Annotated in this window: 14 protein-coding genes and 2 tRNA genes; 15 read left to right on the forward strand and 1 reads right to left on the reverse strand. The window is 65.3% G+C overall.

The window, feature by feature from the left end:
• Positions 1-6: 6 nt before the first annotated feature.
• From VER16_RS01390 to VER16_RS01460, 15 genes are all read left to right on the forward strand, one after another.
• Positions 7-666, forward strand: a complete 660-nt coding sequence (locus tag VER16_RS01390) for an NADH-quinone oxidoreductase subunit J (protein WP_108765757.1) — start codon at positions 7-9, stop codon at positions 664-666.
• Positions 663-968 (forward strand): NADH-quinone oxidoreductase subunit NuoK, encoded by a 306-nt coding sequence (gene nuoK / locus VER16_RS01395; protein WP_053519917.1) that lies wholly within the window; start codon positions 663-665, stop codon positions 966-968. Before VER16_RS01390 ends, nuoK begins: the two co-directional genes overlap by 4 nt.
• A 7-nt stretch (positions 969-975) precedes the next feature.
• On the forward strand, positions 976-3,147 hold the full coding sequence (nuoL, locus tag VER16_RS01400; protein ID WP_324805091.1) for an NADH-quinone oxidoreductase subunit L: 2,172 nt from the start codon (positions 976-978) through the stop codon (positions 3,145-3,147).
• A 23-nt stretch (positions 3,148-3,170) separates the two neighbouring features.
• Positions 3,171-4,679, forward strand: coding sequence for an NADH-quinone oxidoreductase subunit M (locus tag VER16_RS01405; RefSeq protein WP_324805092.1), 1,509 nt, complete (start codon positions 3,171-3,173; stop codon positions 4,677-4,679).
• A gap of 15 nt (positions 4,680-4,694) precedes the next feature.
• Positions 4,695-6,155: an NADH-quinone oxidoreductase subunit NuoN gene (gene nuoN / locus VER16_RS01410; RefSeq protein WP_324805093.1), complete on the forward strand. Its 1,461-nt coding sequence runs from the start codon at positions 4,695-4,697 to the stop codon at positions 6,153-6,155.
• 127 nt (positions 6,156-6,282) lie between these two features.
• Positions 6,283-6,359, forward strand: a tRNA-Met gene (locus VER16_RS01415).
• An 83-nt stretch (positions 6,360-6,442) separates the two neighbouring features.
• A tRNA-Met gene (locus tag VER16_RS01420) sits at positions 6,443-6,519 on the forward strand.
• Positions 6,520-6,888: 369 nt separating this feature from the next.
• Positions 6,889-7,479, forward strand: coding sequence for a ribosome maturation factor RimP (rimP, locus tag VER16_RS01425; protein ID WP_324805094.1), 591 nt, complete (start codon positions 6,889-6,891; stop codon positions 7,477-7,479).
• Between the two features lie 4 nt (positions 7,480-7,483).
• Positions 7,484-8,995, forward strand: a complete 1,512-nt coding sequence (gene nusA, locus VER16_RS01430; protein WP_324805095.1) for a transcription termination factor NusA — start codon at positions 7,484-7,486, stop codon at positions 8,993-8,995.
• A gap of 92 nt (positions 8,996-9,087) precedes the next feature.
• Positions 9,088-11,745 carry a translation initiation factor IF-2 gene (gene infB / locus VER16_RS01435; protein ID WP_324805096.1) on the forward strand — a complete coding sequence of 886 codons (2,658 nt, stop codon included), beginning with the start codon at positions 9,088-9,090 and terminating at the stop codon, positions 11,743-11,745.
• Between the two features lie 124 nt (positions 11,746-11,869).
• The gene (gene rbfA, locus VER16_RS01440) at positions 11,870-12,253 is read left to right on the forward strand and encodes a 30S ribosome-binding factor RbfA (RefSeq protein ID WP_324805097.1); all 384 of its coding nucleotides are present in this window, start codon (positions 11,870-11,872) and stop codon (positions 12,251-12,253) included.
• Positions 12,254-12,361: 108 nt separating this feature from the next.
• Positions 12,362-13,270 (forward strand): tRNA pseudouridine(55) synthase TruB, encoded by a 909-nt coding sequence (gene truB / locus VER16_RS01445; protein WP_324805098.1) that lies wholly within the window; start codon positions 12,362-12,364, stop codon positions 13,268-13,270.
• Positions 13,271-13,443: 173 nt separating this feature from the next.
• Entirely contained in the window at positions 13,444-13,704 is a 261-nt protein-coding gene (rpsO, locus tag VER16_RS01450) for a 30S ribosomal protein S15 (protein WP_005410445.1), read from the forward strand.
• Positions 13,705-13,853: 149 nt separating this feature from the next.
• Positions 13,854-15,962, forward strand: coding sequence for a polyribonucleotide nucleotidyltransferase (gene pnp, locus VER16_RS01455; protein ID WP_324805099.1), 2,109 nt, complete (start codon positions 13,854-13,856; stop codon positions 15,960-15,962).
• A 120-nt stretch (positions 15,963-16,082) separates the two neighbouring features.
• Positions 16,083-17,651 (forward strand): winged helix-turn-helix domain-containing protein, encoded by a 1,569-nt coding sequence (locus VER16_RS01460; protein ID WP_324805100.1) that lies wholly within the window; start codon positions 16,083-16,085, stop codon positions 17,649-17,651.
• On the opposite strand, the gene VER16_RS01465 is transcribed toward VER16_RS01460, so the two are convergent.
• Positions 17,620-18,684 (reverse strand): serine hydrolase, encoded by a 1,065-nt coding sequence (locus VER16_RS01465; RefSeq protein ID WP_324805101.1) that lies wholly within the window; start codon positions 18,682-18,684, stop codon positions 17,620-17,622. The two genes, VER16_RS01460 and VER16_RS01465, sit on opposite strands and share 32 nt — an antisense overlap.
• Between the last annotated feature and the right edge of the window lie 9 nt (positions 18,685-18,693).

An 18,693-nucleotide genomic window follows, 5' to 3' on the forward strand; every position in this document is an offset into this window, starting at 1 on the left:
CGAGAGATGGATTGGGTAAATATCGCTTTCTGGGTGTTCGCCATCGCGGCAACGGTTTCGGCCGGTGCGGTGATCAGCGTGCGCAACCCGGTTCACGCCGTGCTCTGCCTGGTGCTGACCTTCTTCTCCATCGCCTGCGTGTGGCTGCTGGTGGGCGCCGAGTTCCTCGGTGTCGCCCTGGTGCTGGTCTACGTCGGTGCGGTGATGGTGCTCTTCCTGTTCGTGGTGATGATGCTCGACATCGATCCCACGAACCTGCGTGAGGGCTGGGTTCGCTACCTGCCGGTCGGCCTGATCGTGGCCGTGGCCATGCTGGTGCAGATGCTGATCCTGATCGGCGTGAAAGGCAGGGCGGTCAACGCCTTCCCGACCGACAACGCTGCGGCCCTGGCCGCGGACACGTCCAACATCACCTGGCTGGCACGCAGCCTGTTCACCGAATTCCTGCTGCCGTTCGAGTTCGCCGCCGTCATCCTGACCGTGGCCGTGGTGGCCGCCGTCATGCTGACCCTGCGCCGCCGTACCGGCGTGAAGAGCCAGAACCCGGGCGACCAGACCATGGTCAAGGCGGGCCAGCGCCTGCGCATGGTCAAGATGGACGCCGAACAGCCGCTGGTCCACAGCAACACCAAGCCGGTCGCGGGCGACGAGGAGACCCAGGCATGATCACTCTCGGCCACATCCTGGCGCTGGGCGCGGTGCTGTTCTGCATCAGCCTTGCCGGCATCTTCCTCAACCGCAAGAACATCATCGTCCTGCTGATGTCCATCGAGTTGATGCTGCTGTCGGTGAACATCAACTTCGTCGGTTTCTCGCGCCAGCTGGGCGACCCGTCAGGCCAGCTGTTCGTGTTCTTCATCCTGACCGTCGCCGCTGCCGAGGCCGCCATCGGCCTGGCGATCCTGGTGACCCTGTTCCGCACCCGCCGCACAATCAATGTCGGCGAAGTCGATTCGCTGAAGGGCTGATCCACAGATGGAAATCACTCTCTCCAAGAGTCTGTTGATCGCAGTGGTGCTTGCACCGCTGTTCGGCAGCATCATCGCCGGCCTGTTCGGTCGCCAGGTCAAGCGCTTCGGCGCCCAGACCGTCACCATCCTCGGCGTGGCCATCAGCTGCGCCCTGTCGATGTACACCCTGTACCAGCTGGTCTGGGGCGGCGCGCAGCCGTTCAACCAGAACCTGTACACCTTCTTTGAAGTGGGCCAGTACTCAGCCCATGTCGGCTTCATGGTCGACAAGCTGACCGCGATGATGATGGTGGTGGTGACCTTCGTGTCGCTGCTGGTCCACATCTATACCATCGGCTACATGGAAGAAGACCCGGGCTACCAGCGCTTCTTCAGCTACATCTCGCTGTTCACCTTCTCGATGCTCACACTGGTGATGAGCAACAACTTCCTGCAGCTGTTCTTCGGCTGGGAAGCGGTGGGCCTGGTGTCGTACCTGCTGATCGGCTTCTGGTTCAAGCGCCCGACCGCGATCTTCGCCAACATGAAGGCGTTCCTGGTCAACCGCGTCGGTGACTTCGGCTTCCTGCTGGGCATCGCCGGCGTGCTGTGGGTGTTCGGCACCCTGGACTACTCGCAGGTCTTCTCGCAGGCCGGCGCACTGGCCAGCCCGGAAGCCAAGATGCAGATCTGGGACGGCACCCTGTTCGGCATGCAGCTGCTGAGTGACCCGGTTGTCTGGTCGATCGCCACCGTCATCTGCATCTGCCTGTTCATCGGCGCCATGGGCAAGTCGGCCCAGGTGCCGCTGCACGTGTGGCTGCCGGATTCGATGGAAGGCCCGACCCCGATCTCGGCACTGATCCACGCCGCGACCATGGTGACCGCCGGTATCTTCATGGTCACCCGCATGTCGCCGCTGTTCGAGCTGTCGCAGACCGCGCTGAACTTCATTCTGTTCATCGGTGCCACCACCGCGTTCTTCACCGGCCTGATCGGCATCGTGCAGAACGACATCAAGCGCGTGGTCGCGTACTCGACGCTGTCCCAGCTCGGCTACATGACCGTGGCGCTGGGCGTGTCGGCCTACTCGGCGGCCGTGTTCCACCTGATGACCCACGCCTTCTTCAAGGCGCTGCTGTTCCTCGGTGCCGGCTCGGTCATCATCGCCATGCACCACGAGCAGGACATGCGCAAGATGGGCGGCCTGCGCAAGTACATGCCGATCACCTTCATCACCATGTGGATCGGTACGCTGGCCCTGGTCGGTACGCCGTTCTTCTCCGGCTTCTACTCGAAGGACACCATCATCGAGGCCGCCGAGATCCACGCCCACATGCAGGGCACCTGGGTGGCCACCTATGGCTACTGGGCCGTGCTGGGTGGCGTGCTGGTCACCAGTTTCTACAGCTTCCGCCTGCTGTTCCTGACCTTCCATGGTCCGGAGCGCTTCCGTGACGCGCACCATGATGACCACGGCCATGACGACCATCATGCTGCCGATGCACACCACGCCGACGCGCACCACGGCGATGCCCATGACGACCACGGCCACGGCCACGGTCCGCATGAGCCGCACGAAACCCCGTGGGTGGTGACCCTGCCGCTGATCCTGCTGGCCATCCCCTCGATCGCCATCGGCTTCTTCAGCATCGGTCCGATGCTGCACGGCACCGACTGGGCCGGCCACCACGCCCACGAAGCGATCAAGGGCCAGGCGACCACGTTCTTCACCGGCATCGTCGATTTCTACGATCCGGCCAAGAACACCGTGGCCTTCCTCGGCGAGGAGTTCCATGGCCCGGTGGCGTTCGCGCTGCACGGCATGATGCTGCCGCCGTTCTTCCTGACCGTCGCAGGCTTCCTGCTGGCCGCGCTGTTCTACCTGTGGAAGCCGGACCTGTCGGGCAAGGCACGCAAGACCTTCGCCCCACTGGTGTCGGTGCTGGAAAACAAGTATGGCTTCGACAAGCTGTGGATCGATGGCTTTGCCGGTGGCAGCGTCAAGCTCGGCAAGGTCGCACGCTGGATCGACAGCAACATCGTCGATGGCGTGGTCAATCTCTCGGCACGTGTTGTGGACGTCGCAGCCGGCGTGCTGCGTCGTACCCAATCCGGTTTCCTCTATCACTACGCCTTCGCGATGATCATCGGCCTGATTGCCCTGCTGGGCGTGCTGATGCATTACCTGCGTTGATGACCTGTACGGAATAAGAAGACGTGTCGAACTGGCCCCTACTCAGTGTCCTCATCTGGCTGCCGATCCTCGGCGGTGCCCTGATCCTTGCGATCCGTAATGCGCAGACCGCCCGCTGGGCGTCCATCGGCGTGGCGCTGCTGACTTTCGTTGCGAGTCTCTCGCTGCTCAGCGGCTACAACCCGGCTGCCGATGGCATGCAGTTCGTCGAGACCCATGCATGGATCCCGGCGTACAAGATCGGCTACAACCTGGGCGTGGATGGCATCGCCATCGCGCTGATCCTGCTGACCACCCTGGTGGGTGTGCTGGCCCTGCTGGGCGCCTGGAGCGCCATCGACAAGCGCGTGAACCAGTACGTGGCCGCCTTCCTGATCCTGGAAGGCGTCACCGTCGGCATCTTCTCGGCCACCGACGCGATGCTGTTCTACGTGTTCTTCGAGGCGATGCTGATCCCGATGTTCCTCATCATCGGTGTCTGGGGCGGCCCGCGCCGCATCTACGCCGCGATGAAGTTCTTCCTGTACACCTTCCTCGGCTCGGTGCTGATGCTGGTGGCACTGATCTACCTGTACATGAAGGGCGGCAGCTTCCAGCTGGCCGATCTGTACGCGCTGCCGCTGAGCGCCAAGGAACAGACCTGGATCTTCTTCGCCTTCCTGATCGCCTTCGCGGTCAAGGTGCCGATGTTCCCGGTACACACCTGGCTGCCGGATGCCCACGTGGAAGCGCCGACCGCCGGTTCGGTCATCCTGGCCGCCATCGCGCTGAAGATCGGTGGCTACGGCTTCCTGCGCTTCAACCTGCCGATCGTGCCCGATGCGTCCAGCGAGTGGGCCTGGCTGGTGATCGCCCTGTCGCTGATCGCGGTGATCTACGTCGGCCTGGTCGCCCTGGTGCAGGACGACATGAAGAAGCTGATCGCCTATTCGTCGATCGCGCACATGGGCTTTGTCACCCTCGGTACCTTCATCGCCCTGTGGCTGGTGCGTGAAGCCGGCAACGCCGATGCGGCCCGCCTGGGCCTGCAGGGCGCCATGGTGCAGATGATCTCGCACGGCTTCGTGTCCGGCGCGATGTTCTCCTGCGTCGGCGTGCTGTACGACCGCATGCACAGCCGCCGCATCGCCGATTACGGCGGCGTGGTCAACGTGATGCCGTGGTTTGCCACCTTCGCCATGCTGTTCTTCATGGCCAATGCCGGCTTGCCGGGCACCAGTGGTTTTGCCGGTGAGTTCATGGTCATCCTGGCCGCCTTCCAGCGCAATCCGTGGATCGCCCTGGGCGCTGCCACCACCCTGATCATCGGTGCGGCTTACACCCTGTGGCTGTACAAGCGCATCTTCTTCGGCGAAGTGGCCAACAGCCACGTGGCCGAGCTGAAGGACATCAACGGCCGCGAGTGGGCGCTGCTCACCGTGTTCGCCATCGGCGTGCTGGCCCTGGGCATCTACCCCAAGCCGCTGACCGACCTGATGGAGCCCTCGATCGCGAAGCTGGCGATGCAGATCGCATCCAGCAAGCTGCTGTAATTCCAGGATTTGATGATGACCACCTCGCCGCTGCTGCCATTGACCGCCGCCGACCTGCCACCGCTCGCCCCCGAGCTGGTGCTGATCGGCAGCGCCTTCGCCCTGATGATCCTCGACCTGTTCGTCAGCAACCGGAACAAGATCGTCACCCACCTGTTCTCGGTCGCTGCGCTGGCCGTGGTGCTGTTCATGCTCGCCACCGGCGTGGGCGGGCAGGGTGAGGTCTTCCACGGCATGTTCGTGCGCGATACCGCCGCGGACGTGATGAAGACCGGGATCGTGCTGCTCAGTGGCCTGACCCTGGTCTATGGCTGGCGCTACCTGCGCGACCGCAACCTGTTCCAGGGCGAGATCCCGGTGCTGATCCTGTTCGGCACGGCCGGCATGATGATCCTGGTTTCGGCCGGCAGCCTGCTGATGGTCTACCTCGGCCTGGAACTGCTGGCCCTGTGCTCCTACGCACTGGTGGCCAGCAACCGCGACAGCGGCCTGGCCTCGGAAGCGGCGATGAAGTACATCGTCCTCGGTTCGCTGGCCTCGGGCCTGCTGCTGTACGGCATGTCGCTGATCTACGGCGCCACCGGCAGCCTGCATCTGGATGCCATCCAGGCCGCCATCCCGCATTCGGATGAGCGCGTGCTGCTGATCACCGGTGCGGTCTTCATGATCGCCGGCGTGGCCTTCAAGCTGGGTGCCGCGCCGTTCCACATGTGGCTGCCCGACGTCTACCAGGGCGCCCCGGCACCGATCGCGCTGTTCATCAGCTCGGCACCGAAGCTGGCCGCGTTCGGCATGGCCTACCGTCTGCTGGAAATGGGCGTGGGTCCGCTGTCGACCGAACTGCAGCTGCTGATCGCCGGCCTGGCCGCCGTCTCGCTGGTCATCGGCAACCTGATGGCCATCGCGCAGAGCAACCTCAAGCGCATGCTGGCGTTCTCCACCGTGTCGCACATCGGCTTCCTGCTGATGGGCATCGCCGGTGGCGGCGCGCAGGGCTATGCCGCCGCGCTGTTCTACGCACTGGCCTACGCCATCATGTCCACCGCCGCCTTCGGTGCGATCATCGCCCTGTCGCGTGCCGGCTTTGAAGCCGAGAACATCGAGGACTTCAAGGGCCTGAACGCCCGCAACCCGTGGATGGCCGGCCTGGTGCTGTGCATCATGGCGTCGCTGGCCGGCATCCCGCCGTTCCTGGGCTTCTGGACCAAGCTGGCCGTGCTCGGCGCTGCCGTCAACGGCGGCCTGCTGTGGCTGGCCATCCTCGGCGTGCTGTGCGCTGTGGTCGGCTGCTTCTACTACCTGCGCGTCATCAAGGTCATGTACTTCGATGAGCCGGTGGGCGAGGCCATGCCGCGCAACAACGACCGCGTGCTGGGCGTGGTGCTGGGCGTGAACGCCCTGGCGCTGCTGGCCCTGGGCCTGGCTTGGAACCCGATCATGATCTGGTGCCAGCAGGCATTTGCGCATCTTGCATAAAAGTTGACACAAAGCTGCGCGATTCGTGTAATATGCGCAGCCTGAGTTGTCACTGCAGCGGTTCAGCCAGAACATCGTTGCGGTAGCCCTCCTCGAAAGAGCAGGGCAGCAGTTCAAACACTTCCGGTGCGGGGTGGAGCAGTCTGGCAGCTCGTCGGGCTCATAACCCGAAGGTCGCAGGTTCAAATCCTGCCCCCGCTACCAAACTTCAGGTCGGCGCCAACCGGTTTGATGAATGAGGGAAGGCTTGCATGTTTCGGAGCCATCGCTCATAATTCCGCTTCTGATGCGGGGTGGAGCAGTCTGGCAGCTCGTCGGGCTCATAACCCGAAGGTCGCAGGTTCAAATCCTGCCCCCGCTACCAAGTAAAGAGATCGCCTTCGGAGTCCTGCTTCGAGGGCGTTTTTCTTTGGGGTCCTTCCGTTTCTGTAGAGTCGAGCCATGCTCGACTACCTGCTGGAAAAGGGATCTGACCCCGGGCCCGCACCTTGCACCAGCGCGGTGCAGCCGCTATCATCAGCGGCCTAGGCAGTACCCCTGAAGGCGGCCTCCCCACGGGAGACCCGGTCCGGAAGGAGGGCTCGCGACACGCTTACGCAGCGCGTTGCAACCGGAATCCAGTCACCGGAGTCTTTCCGGAAAAAGGGGCCCAGCGGGCCCTTTGTCGTTTCCGGGGCGTCATGTTTTCCCCGCCGGCCGTGGCCGGCACCCAACCAAGAGATCAAGGCAGGCTGTGAGCGACAAGGCAACCGACATCGCGAATCTGCTCGGCCCGACCGTTGTGTCGCTGGGCCTGGAGCTGCTGGGCGTTGAGTATCTGCCGGCCCCCGGCGGTGCAACTCTGCGCCTTTACATCGACGTGCCGCTGGCTGAACAGCCCGAGCGCATCATCAACGTGGACGACTGCGAGCGGGTCAGCCGCGAAGTGTCCGCGCAGATGGACGTCGAAGACCCGATCAGCGGCAACTACACGCTGGAAGTGTCTTCGCCGGGCGTCGATCGTCCGCTGTTCAACCTGGAGCAGTTCGGCCGTCACCTGGGCGAAATGGCCAAGGTCACGCTGAAGCTGCCGCAGGACAACCGTCGTCGCCTGCAGGGCCGCATCGAAGCGACCGACGAAGCGGCAGACACCGTCACCTTCGTCGTCGACAAGACCGAAGTGGTCGTGTCGGCCGACAACATCGACAAGGCCCGGATCATGCCGGACTGGGTTGCCCTGGGCCTGGCCCCGGCCAAGCCGACCGGCCCGGCGCCGAAGCGTCCGAAGCCGGACAAGAATTCTTCTTCCAACGAGCCGGCGGCAAAGAAGCCGCGCGCGGAGTGAGCCAATGAGCAAGGAACTGTTGCTGGTAGTGGACGCGGTCGCCAACGAGAAGGGCGTGCCGCGTGAAGTGATCTTCGATGCGATCGAGGCCGCCCTGGCCTCCGCAGCGAAGAAGCGCTATCCCGACGAGGAAGTGCTGACCCGCGTGGTCATCGACCACAAGGATGGTAGCTACGAAACCTACCGCCGCTGGGAAGTGGTGGCCGATGACGTGGTCATGGAATCGCCGGACCGGCAGATCCGCCTGATGGACGCCGTCGACGAAGCCGAAGGCGTGGACGTCGGCGACTACATCGAAGAACAGATCGAGAACCCCGATTTCGGCCGCATCGCCGCCCAGGCCGCCAAGCAGGTCATCGTGCAGCGCGTGCGCGAAGCCGAGCGCCAGCAGGTGGTCGATGCGTGGAAGGATCGCGTCGGCGAGCTGATCACCGGTGTGGTCAAGCGTGCCGAGCGCGGCAACATCTACGTGGATCTCGGCGGCAACGCCGAAGGCTTCATCCCGAAGGACAAGGGCATCCCGCGTGACGTGCTGCGTGCCGGTGACCGCGTGCGCGGCTACCTGGCCGAAGTGCGCTCGGAACCGCGTGGCCCGCAGCTGTTCATCAGCCGTGCCGCCCCGGAGTTCATGATCGAGCTGTTCAAGCTGGAAGTGCCGGAAGTCGGCCAGGGTCTGGTGGAAATCAAGGCCTGTGCCCGCGATCCGGGCGACCGCGCCAAGATCGCCGTGCTGGCCCACGATACCCGTACCGATCCGATCGGTGCCTGCATCGGCATGCGCGGTTCGCGCGTGCAGGCGGTGTCCAACGAACTCAATGGCGAGCGCGTGGACATCGTGCTGTGGAACGACAGCCCGGCCAACTTCGTCATCAACGCGATGGCGCCGGCTGAAGTGCAGTCGATCATCGTCGATGAAGACAAGCACTCGATGGATCTGGCCGTGGCCGAGGACCGCCTGGCCCAGGCCATCGGCAAGGGCGGCCAGAACGTGCGCCTGGCCAGCCGCCTGACCGGTTGGCAGCTGAACGTGATGACCCAGGACCAGGTCACCGCCAAGTCGGAAGCCGAGCAGTCGTCGGCCCGCCAGCTGTTCATGGACAAGCTGGAAGTGGACGAGGAAATCGCCGGCATCCTGGTCAGCGAAGGCTTCGGTACGGTTGAAGAAATTGCTTATGTCCCGGTCGGCGAACTGCTGGCCGTGGAAGGTTTCGACGAGGACATCGTCGAAGAGCTGCGCGCTCGTGCCCGCGATGCGCTGCTCAATGAGGCCCTGGCAGTCGAGGAAGGCCTTGAAGACGGCCAGCCGGCGCAGGACCTGCTGTCCCTTGAGGGCATGGACGAAGCCACCGCGTACGCGCTGGCCGGCCACGGCGTGCGCACCAGCGAGGAGCTTTCCGACCTGGCCGCCGACGAGGTCATGGACTTCGGCATTGAAGGGCTGGACCAGGAGCGCGCCGCGGCGCTGATCCTGGCCGCGCGTGCCGAGGAGATCGCCCGACTGGAACGCGGCGAATGAGCCGGCAATGAACAGGGCCCTGAGCCGATCAGGGCGTAGAATCCGCGCCACCTCCATCTGCGGGGGGGCGCCCACAAGATCATAGGATCCGAATGTCGCAGCAAACCACCATCCGCAAGCTTGCCGAACTGGTCAACACGCCGGTCGAGAAACTGCTGGAACAGCTGGCCGGTGCCGGCATGAAGTTCAGCGGTCCCGACCAGGTCGTGACCAGCACCGAGAAGGTGAAGCTCCTGGGCTTCCTTCGTCGTTCGCACGGCAAGCCCGAGCAGGCCCCGGAAGAGACCGATCAGTCTGCAAAGAAGATCACGCTCAACCGCCGGAAACAGCAGGAAGTGACGGTCAATTCCGGTCGCAGCAAGACGACCGTGAATGTCGAGGTGCGCCAGAAGCGCACCTACGTCAAGGATGGTGCGCGTGCGATGACCCCGGACGAAGAGCGCGCCGACATCCTGCGCAAGCTGGAAGAGTCGCGCGCCCGCAACCTTGCCGAACAGCAGGCCCTGGCCGAAAAGGATCGTCTGCGCGACGAAGCCATCGTCCGTGCCCGTGAGGAAGAAGTTGCCGCCAAGGAACGCGCGGAAGCCGAGAAGAAGGCCGCCGAGGAAGCTGCCGCCGCCGCCAAGGCCGCTGAGGCTGCCGAGGCACAGGCTGCCAGCAAGCCCCGACGCGCTCCGATCGACGAAACCGCGCCGCGCCCGCCGCGTACCCCGGCTGCCGCTCCGGCCGCACCGCGTGGTGCACCGCCGGCACCGCCGCGCAGCGACGACCGCAACAACCGCAGCGCGCCGCGCAACGAGCGTGGCCCGGGCGATCGCTTCGCCGGCCAGATGCATCTGTCGGCTGCCGACCGTGCGCGTCGTGGCAACAGCAACAACAGCAACACCCGCGGTCGCCCCGGTGGTCGCAACCAGAGCGGCGGCCGTCGCGACATGTCGCGCGGTGGCAACAACGCCGGTCCGCACGCCTTCGAGCGTCCGACCGCACCGGTCGTGCGTGAAGTGGCGATCGGCGAGACCATCACCGTGGCCGACCTGGCGCAGAAGCTCGCGCTGAAGGGCGGCGAGGTGGTGAAGGCGCTGTTCAAGATGGGCGTGATGGCCACCATCACCCAGTCCATCGACCACGACACCGCTGCACTGGTGACCGAGGAACTCGGGCACAAGGCGGTCCGTGCCAATGACAACGACGCCGAAGACGCACTGCTGGCCTCGACCGGTGAAAACCAGGGCGAAGCCGTGCAGCGTCCGCCGGTGGTCACCATCATGGGCCACGTCGACCACGGCAAGACCTCGCTGCTGGATTACATCCGCCGCACCAAGGTCGCCCACGGCGAAGCCGGTGGCATCACCCAGCACATCGGTGCGTACCACGTTGATACGCCCAAGGGCGTCATCAGCTTCCTGGATACCCCGGGCCACGCCGCGTTCACCTCGATGCGTGCCCGAGGTGCCAAGCTGACCGACATCGTGGTGCTGGTGGTTGCCGCCGATGACGGCGTCATGCCGCAGACCAAGGAAGCGATCCAGCACGCCCGTTCGGCCGGTGTGCCGCTGATCGTGGCCATCAACAAGATCGACAAGTCCGGCGCCGACCCGATGCGGGTCAAGAACGAGCTGCTCTCCGAGCAGGTCGTGGCCGAAGACTTCGGCGGTGACATCCAGATGGTGGAGATCTCGGCCAAGACCGGCCTGGGTATCGACGATCTGCTGGACGCGGTGTCGGTGCAGGCCGAACTGCTGGAACTGAAGGCCGTCGACGAAGGCCGCGCTTCGGGCGTGGTCATCGAATCGTCGCTGGACAAGGGCCGTGGCCCGGTCGCTACCGTGCTGGTGCAGCAGGGCCGCCTGAAGAAGGGCGACTACCTGGTGTGCGGCATCCAGTACGGCCGCGTGCGTGCACTGTTCGACGAAACCGGCAAGCAGCCGGAGTTCGCCGGCCCGTCCATCCCGGTGCAGGTCCTGGGCCTGTCCGGCGTGCCGGAAGCCGGTGATGACTTCGTGGTCGTCGAAGACGAGCGTCTGGCCAAGGACGTTGCCCAGCAGCGTGAGACCAAGCGTCGTGAATCGCGCCTGGTCGCCACTGCCGGCAGCCGCATGGAAGACATCATGGCGACCCTGGGCAAGGGCGAGGGCCAGCAGGTCCTCAACCTGGTCATCAAGGCCGACGTGCAGGGTTCGGTGCAGGCCCTGAGCCAGGCACTGGTTGCGCTGTCCAACGAAGACATCCGCATCAACGTGATCCACTCCGGCGTGGGTGGCATCACCGAGTCGGACGCCAATTCGGCGGCCGCTTCGAAGGCCACCGTCATCGGCTTCAACGTGCGTGCGGATGCTTCGGCCCGTCGCATCATCGAATCCAACGGCGTGGACCTGCGTTACTTCTCGATCATCTATGACGTGATCGACCAGGTGAAGCAGGTGGCCTCCGGTCTGCTGGGCGTGGAAATCCGCGAAGAGATCATCGGTATCGCCGAGGTCCGCGACGTGTTCCGCAGCTCCAAGCTGGGCGCCGTTGCCGGCTCGATGGTCATCGAGGGCGTGGTCAAGCGCAACAAGCCGATCCGCGTGCTGCGCGACAGCGTGGTCATCTTCGAGGGCGAGCTGGAATCGCTGCGTCGCTTCAAGGAAAACGTCGAGGAAGTCCGCAACGGTACCGAATGCGGTATCGCGGTGAAGGCCTACAACGACGTCAAGGCGGGTGACCAGATCGAGTGCTTCGAGCGTATCGAAGTGCCGCGCACCCTGTAATGCTGCAACGGACCGGCCCTCACGGGCCGGTCCGCCCCCTGGTGGGGCCCGACCTTGGTCGGGTCACTCCTCCTGGTAGGGCCCGACCTTGGTCGGGTCACATTCAAATCAAGAGCCCGACCGCGTGCCCAAAACCTTCCATCGAACCGACCGTGTCTCCGCCCAGCTGCGCCGTGAACTCGGCACCCTGGTGCACAACGCCGTGCGCGAGCACGGGTTGCCCTCGGTGAGCGTGTCCGACGTGGAAATCACCCGCGACATGGCCCATGCCAAGGTGTTCGTCACCGCGTTGATGCCGGAACGTTCGGCTGAAGCCGTGGCCGGCCTGAAGGAGCTGGGCTACCGCCTGCGCATGGACCTGGCCCGGGCGATGAAGCTGCGTCATGTGCCGGAGCTGCATTTCCACTACGACGACTCGGTCGACCGTGGTGAGCATATCGACAACCTGCTGCGCGACCTGCCCGATACGCTGGCCGCGGAGAAGCGTCGCCAGGGCGACGAAGAATAACCGCGCGACGCCGGGCATGCCCCGGCGTTGCTGCATTCCGGCCGCGCGATCTCTGATGCAGACCGCGCTGCGGCAGTCGAGCATGGCTCGACTCTACAAAATCCTGTCATGACCCGAATTCAGTTCCGCCGCCTGGATGGCATCCTGCTGCTCGACAAGTCGACCGGCATGAGTTCCAACGCCGCCCTGCAGGTGGCCCGCCGCCTGTTCCGTGCCGAGAAGGGCGGCCATACCGGCAGCCTCGACCCGCTGGCCACCGGCCTGCTGCCGCTGTGTTTTGGCGAGGCGACCAAGATCGCCGGCCTGCTGCTGGGCTCGGCCAAGGCCTATGACGCCGAAATCCAGCTCGGCCAGACCACCGACACCGACGATTCCGAAGGCCAGGTGCTGCTGCAGCGCCCGGTCCCGGCCATCAGTGCCGAGGCCCTGCAGGCCGCGCTGACGCCGCTGACCGGCAGCATCCTGCAGCGCGCACCGATCTATTCGGCGCTCAAGCAGGGCGGGGAGCCGCTGTATGTGAAGGCGCGCCGTGGCGAGGCCATCGAGGCGCCGGAGCGCGAAGTGCAGGTGCATGCCATCGAGGTGCTGGAGCAGCAGGCCGACCGCCTGCGGCTGCGGGTGACCTGCGGTTCGGGCACCTACATCCGCAGCCTGGCCCGCGATCTCGGCGAGGCGCTGGGCTGCGGCGCCCATATCAGTGCCCTGCGCCGGCTGTGGGTCGAGCCCTTCCACGCGCCGGCCATGGTCACCCTGGACCAGCTGCGGGCGATGGTCGAGGCCGGCGACGAGGCGGGAATGGATGCATTGCTGCTGCCACTGGCGGCCGGCCTGGCTGAATACCCGCGGGTCGATCTGGACGCTGAGCAGGCCCATCGCTTCTGTGTCGGCCAGCGCCAGCGCGATGCCGCCTGGCCACGCGGCCTGGTGGCCGTATACGGTCCGGACGATGCTGTCCAGGGCCTGGGCCAGGTCGACGACAGTGGCCTGCTGGCCCCGCAGCGCCGGTTCAACCTCTGACCGGACCCGGCCGGTTCAGCCCCGGTCCTTGTTCCCGAAGCCCCTGGCCGTTACAATTTCGCGGCCGTTTTCCGGCAGCCTGCCTTGCGCGGGCTTCATCCTCGTAGTCCACGGCGAGCCTGGCGGTGCGCGAAGCGCGTTCCTGCCGGCCACGCATCACAGAGAAAAAGAAAATGTCGATCGACACCCAGAAGGTCATTGAAGACAACAAGCGCAGCTCGGCTGACACCGGCTCCCCGGAAGTCCAGGTCGCTCTGCTGACCGCCCGCATCGAACTGCTGACCGGCCACTTCAAGACCCACAAGAAGGACCACCACAGCCGCCGCGGCCTGCTGCAGATGGTCAACCGCCGTCGCAGCCTGCTCGACTACCTGAAGAAGAAGGACGTCGAGCGTTACAAGGCCCTGATCGAGAAGCTTGGCCTGCGTCGCTAAGCAACGAATCCCCCGCGGCGCAGCGATGCGCCGCGGTTTTGTTTTGTAGTACCGAAATCCCGATTCAGGCCGGAACGATCCGGCCACCCGCTGGCGGCAAGGGTCGCCGACGGTCCAATTCGCAGACAGCATCCCCAAGGACACCCTCCGTGGCAAAAATCACCAAAACCTTCCAGTACGGCAAACACACCGTCACGCTTGAGACCGGCGAAGTCGCCCGCCAGGCCAGCGGTGCCGTCATCGTCAAGATGGACGACACCGTACTGCTGGTCACCGCCGTCGCCGCCAATAGCGCGCGCGAAGGCCAGGACTTCTTCCCGCTGACCGTCGATTATCAGGAAAAGTTCTACGCCGGCGGCCGTATCCCGGGTGGTTTCTTCAAGCGTGAAGGCCGTGCGACCGAGAAGGAAACCCTGATCTCGCGTCTGATCGACCGTCCGATCCGCCCGCTGTTCCCGGAAGACTACAAGAACGAAGTGCAGATCATCGCCACGGTCATGTCGTTGAACCCGGACGTGGACGGCGACATCGCTGCCCTGATCGGTGCCTCGGCTGCCCTGTCGCTGGCCGGCACCCCGTTCATGGGCCCGATCGGCGCTGCAAAGGTCGGCTACAAGAACGGCGAGTACATCCTGAACCCGACCGTCAGCGAACTGGCTGACTCGCAGCTGGAACTGGTCGTCGCCGGTACCTCCAACGCCGTGCTGATGGTTGAATCCGAAGCCGCGCTGCTGTCCGAAGAAGTGATGCTGGGTGCTGTGACCTTCGGTCACCGCGAAATGCAGAAGGTCATCAACGCGATCAACGAGCTGACCGTCGAAGCCGGCACCAAGCCGTCGACCTGGGAAGCCCCGGCCAAGAACGACGTGCTGATCGGCGCCCTGAAGGAAGCCATCGGCCCGCGCCTGGGCGAAGCCTTCCAGGTGCGTGACAAGCTGCAGCGCCGCGACGCCATCTCGGCGATCAAGAAGGACGTGGTCGAATCCCTGGCTGGCCGCGTGGCTGCCGAGGGCTGGAACCCGGCCGAGCTGTCGAAGGAATTCGGCGAGCTGGAATACCGCACCATGCGTGACTCGGTGCTGGACACCAAGGTCCGTATCGACGGCCGTGCGCTGGACACCGTCCGCCCGATCGCCGTGAAGACCGGCGTCCTGCCGCGTACCCACGGTTCCTCGCTGTTCACCCGCGGCGAAACCCAGGCCATCGTGACCATCACCCTGGGCACCGCCCGTGACGGCCAGGTCATCGACGCCGTTGCCGGTGAGTACAAGGAAAACTTCCTGTTCCACTACAACTTCCCTCCGTTCTCGGTGGGTGAGTGCGGCCGCATGATGGGCCCGAAGCGCCGCGAAATCGGCCACGGTCGCCTCGCCAAGCGCGGCGTGCTGGCTGTCATGCCGTCGCTGGAATCCTTCCCGTACACCATCCGCGTCGTCTCGGAAATCACCGAGTCGAACGGTTCCTCGTCGATGGCCTCGGTCTGCGGCTCGTCGCTGGCCCTGATGGACGCCGGCGTGCCGGTGAAGGCCCCGGTTGCCGGTATCGCCATGGGTCTGGTCAAGGAAGGCGATCGCTTCGTCGTCCTGTCCGACATCCTGGGTGACGAAGATCACCTGGGTGACATGGACTTCAAGGTGGCCGGTACTGCCGAGGGCATCTCCGCCCTGCAGATGGACATCAAGATCGAAGGCATCACCGAAGAGATCATGAAGCAGGCCCTGCAGCAGGCCAAGGCTGGCCGTCTGCACATCCTGGGTGAAATGGCCCACGGCCTGACCGCCCCGCGTGAAGAGCTGTCGGACTACGCGCCGCGCCTGCTGACCATCAAGATCCACCCGGACAAGATCCGCGAAGTGATCGGCAAGGGTGGCTCGACCATCCAGGCCATCACCAAGGAAACCGGCACCCAGATCGACATCCAGGATGACGGCACCATCGTCATCGCTTCGGTCAACGCCATCGCTGCCCAGGCCGCCAAGGCCCGCATCGAGCAGATCACCTCGGACGTCGAGCCGGGCCGCATCTACGAAGGCAAGGTCGCCAAGATCATGGACTTCGGTGCGTTCGTCACCATCCTGCCGGGCAAGGACGGTCTGGTCCACGTCTCGCAGATCTCCAGCGAGCGCGTCGAGAAGGTCGGCGACAAGCTGAAGGAAGGCGATGTGGTCAAGGTCAAGGTCCTGGAAGTCGACAAGCAGGGCCGTATCCGCCTGTCGATGAAGGCCGTGGAAGAAGGCGAAGGCGCCAGCGCCGAGTAATCGGGGGTAGGTGTCAACCTTGGTTGACACGCTCCTGAAATCGCTGAAATGAAAAAGCGGGCTTCGGCCCGCTTTTTCTTTGCCTGTATTCCCGCGCACCCATGCCGCTATGCTTCGACCATGGATACCCTGCGCCTGCTCGACCTGGACATTGATCGCCCGGCACAACGCGTCAGGCGCGACGGTGAGGTACTGCAGGTCAGCGGTCTGAGCTGGACCCTGCTGGACGTACTCCTCGCGCACGGCACCGATGTTGTGGGGTTCGATACTCTGGCCGCGCAGGTCTGGGCACCGGCGGTGGTGGGTGAGGATGCGGTCAGCCAGCGCGTCAAGCTGCTGCGCCAGGCGCTGGGCGATGACAGTCGACGCCCGCGTTACATCCGTTCGGTACGTGGCCGCGGTTACCAGCTGTGCGCGCCGCCGCTGCCGGCCACTGCAGCGGCAGCGCCCTCACCCCGCGCCCGCTGGCTCGGCTGGGGCATGGCGACGGTCGCGGTGCTGGGCGTGGCCGCCGCGGTGCTGCTGTGGCCCCGTTCGACGCCGCAGGGCGCGGCGCAATCGCTGCTGCAGCGTGCTGATTACTACGCGGGCATCGGCCAGGCCAGCAACAACGAGCGGGCGATCAGTCTGTTCCGGCAGGCGTTGCAGGCCGATCCCGAATCGGCGCCTGCGCGTCGCGGCCTGTCACGCGCCCTGTCGGCGCAGGGATGCCTGTTCAACGGCACCCCCGAGCAGATGAAAGAGGCGCTGGTCCTGGCCGAGCAGGAGCGTCAGCGCGCCCCTCGTGATGCCGCCGCCCATGCCCTCTGGGGATACGCGCAGGACTGCCTGGGCGACATGCGGCAGGCCATGACCGGCTACAGCCGCGCCCTGGAACTGGACCACGGCGACGAACGCAGCCGTGCATCGCTGGCCTACCTGCAGCAGGAGCGCGGCCAGTTGGCTGCGGCGCTGCAGGCAAACCTGTCATTGACGGCGCCCGACCGTGTCCGCTTCCGGGACGTGCAGGTGGCGCGCGAACTGGAGCTGCTGGGCTTCACCCAGGCAGCAGCACAACGCCATGCGCGCAACTTCCAGCTGTACCCGGACAACGTCTTTTCCAATATTGCCTGGCCGCGCAGCCTGTACCTGGCCGGTGCGCCACAGCAGGCCCGGCAGGCGCTGGACGAAGCGCTCGCACGCAGCACGCCGCACCCGCAGCTGCTGCGCCTGCAGGGCGAACTGGCGCTGCTGGGCGGTGACCCAGCAGGCGCTGCCGATGCGTTTGAACGTGGCCGCCAACTGCGGCCGCAGCAGTCGCTGGGCCAGACCCTGGCAGCCTTGCATGGCACGCAACCAGCGGACGCTGCATGGATCGACCAGCGCCTGCAGCAGCTCACTTCCAGCGCGGGAGCGGGTGATGGCTGGCCCGATGCGGCGCTGGAGCGCGCGTTGCTGCTGCAGGCCCAAGGCCATGCAGCAGATGCTGTAGCCGCGCTGCAACAGGCCGTCGATGACGGCTTCCGTGATGTGGCGTGGCTGCGCACCACGCCACTGTTCGCCGCCCTGCGCAGCACGCCTGGCTGGAGCGCATTGCTGCAGCGGCTGGATACCGACATCGCCCGGCAACGTGCACAGGTGCTGGCCGCCAGCTGGCGACCCGACGATCTGGCCGCGCTCAGCGCAGCGCCGGCAGCAGGAACTCGGTGAGGATGCGCCGCGACTGCGGATGGGCGAAGTTGCGGTTGAACGCCGGGCTGGTGACCACCGCCACCACGCGCTGCTCGGGCAGCACGAACACGTAGTTGCCGCCGTTGCCGGACATCGCCCACACCGTGCGCGATGAACCCTGCACGTCCAGCTTCAGGCCCCACCACAGGTAGCCGTAGTCGCCGCCGTCGGAGGTGATCGCCTGCGGTCGCACCATCGCCTCGATGTAGTCCTTCGGCACCAGCTGGCGGCCCTGCCAGCGGCCGCGATCAAGCACCAGCTGGCCGAAACGTGCGAGGTCCTGCGTGCGGTAGCGGGTGCCGCCGCCGCCCATGCCGATGCCCTCCGGCGAGCGGTTCCACTGGCTGTGGGTGATGCCCAGCGGTCGCTCCAGGACGCGCGCGGCATAGTCGGCCAGCGGTTGGCCGCTGGCTTTCTCCAGTACCGCGCCCAGAACGAACGGATTGGCGGTGCAGTAGGCGAACGCGCGCCCATGCGGGCTGTCCTCCGGCCGCTGCATCCACGGCGCGAAGCCCTTCACCGGCAGACCCAGGGTGAAGTCCAGCCACTTCTCGGAAACGTACATGCGCTCCTCGTGCCCGGACGAGAACTGGTTTTCGTCATCGCATTCCCACAGGCTGCTCATGGTCAGCAGGTCCTGCACCGTGGTGGCGCGCAGGCGCGGGTCGACGGTGTGCCGGGCGGTGAATGCCGGGAAATAGTCATATACCCGGGCCTGTACGCCGGGCAGGGTGCCCTCACCAATGGCGGCACCGACCAGCAGAGCCGTCACGCCCTTGCTGGCTGATCGCACGTCGTGCAGGGTCTGTGCATCGGCACCGTTGAAGTAGCCTTCGTAGACCACCTTGCCATCGACCTGCAGCAGCACGCTGCGGATCTGTTTCAGTTCATCGCTGGCAATGGCCTGCTGCAGTGCCTGCAGGCGGGCCGGATCAGGTTCCGCGGCGCGGGCGGTGAAGGGCAGGGTGCAGACCGCGCAGAGCAGCGTAAGGGCGGGCAGGATCGAGCGCATCGTCGGGTT

Source organism: Stenotrophomonas sp. (genome assembly GCF_035634915.1).
Classification (GTDB): domain Bacteria; phylum Pseudomonadota; class Gammaproteobacteria; order Xanthomonadales; family Xanthomonadaceae; genus Stenotrophomonas.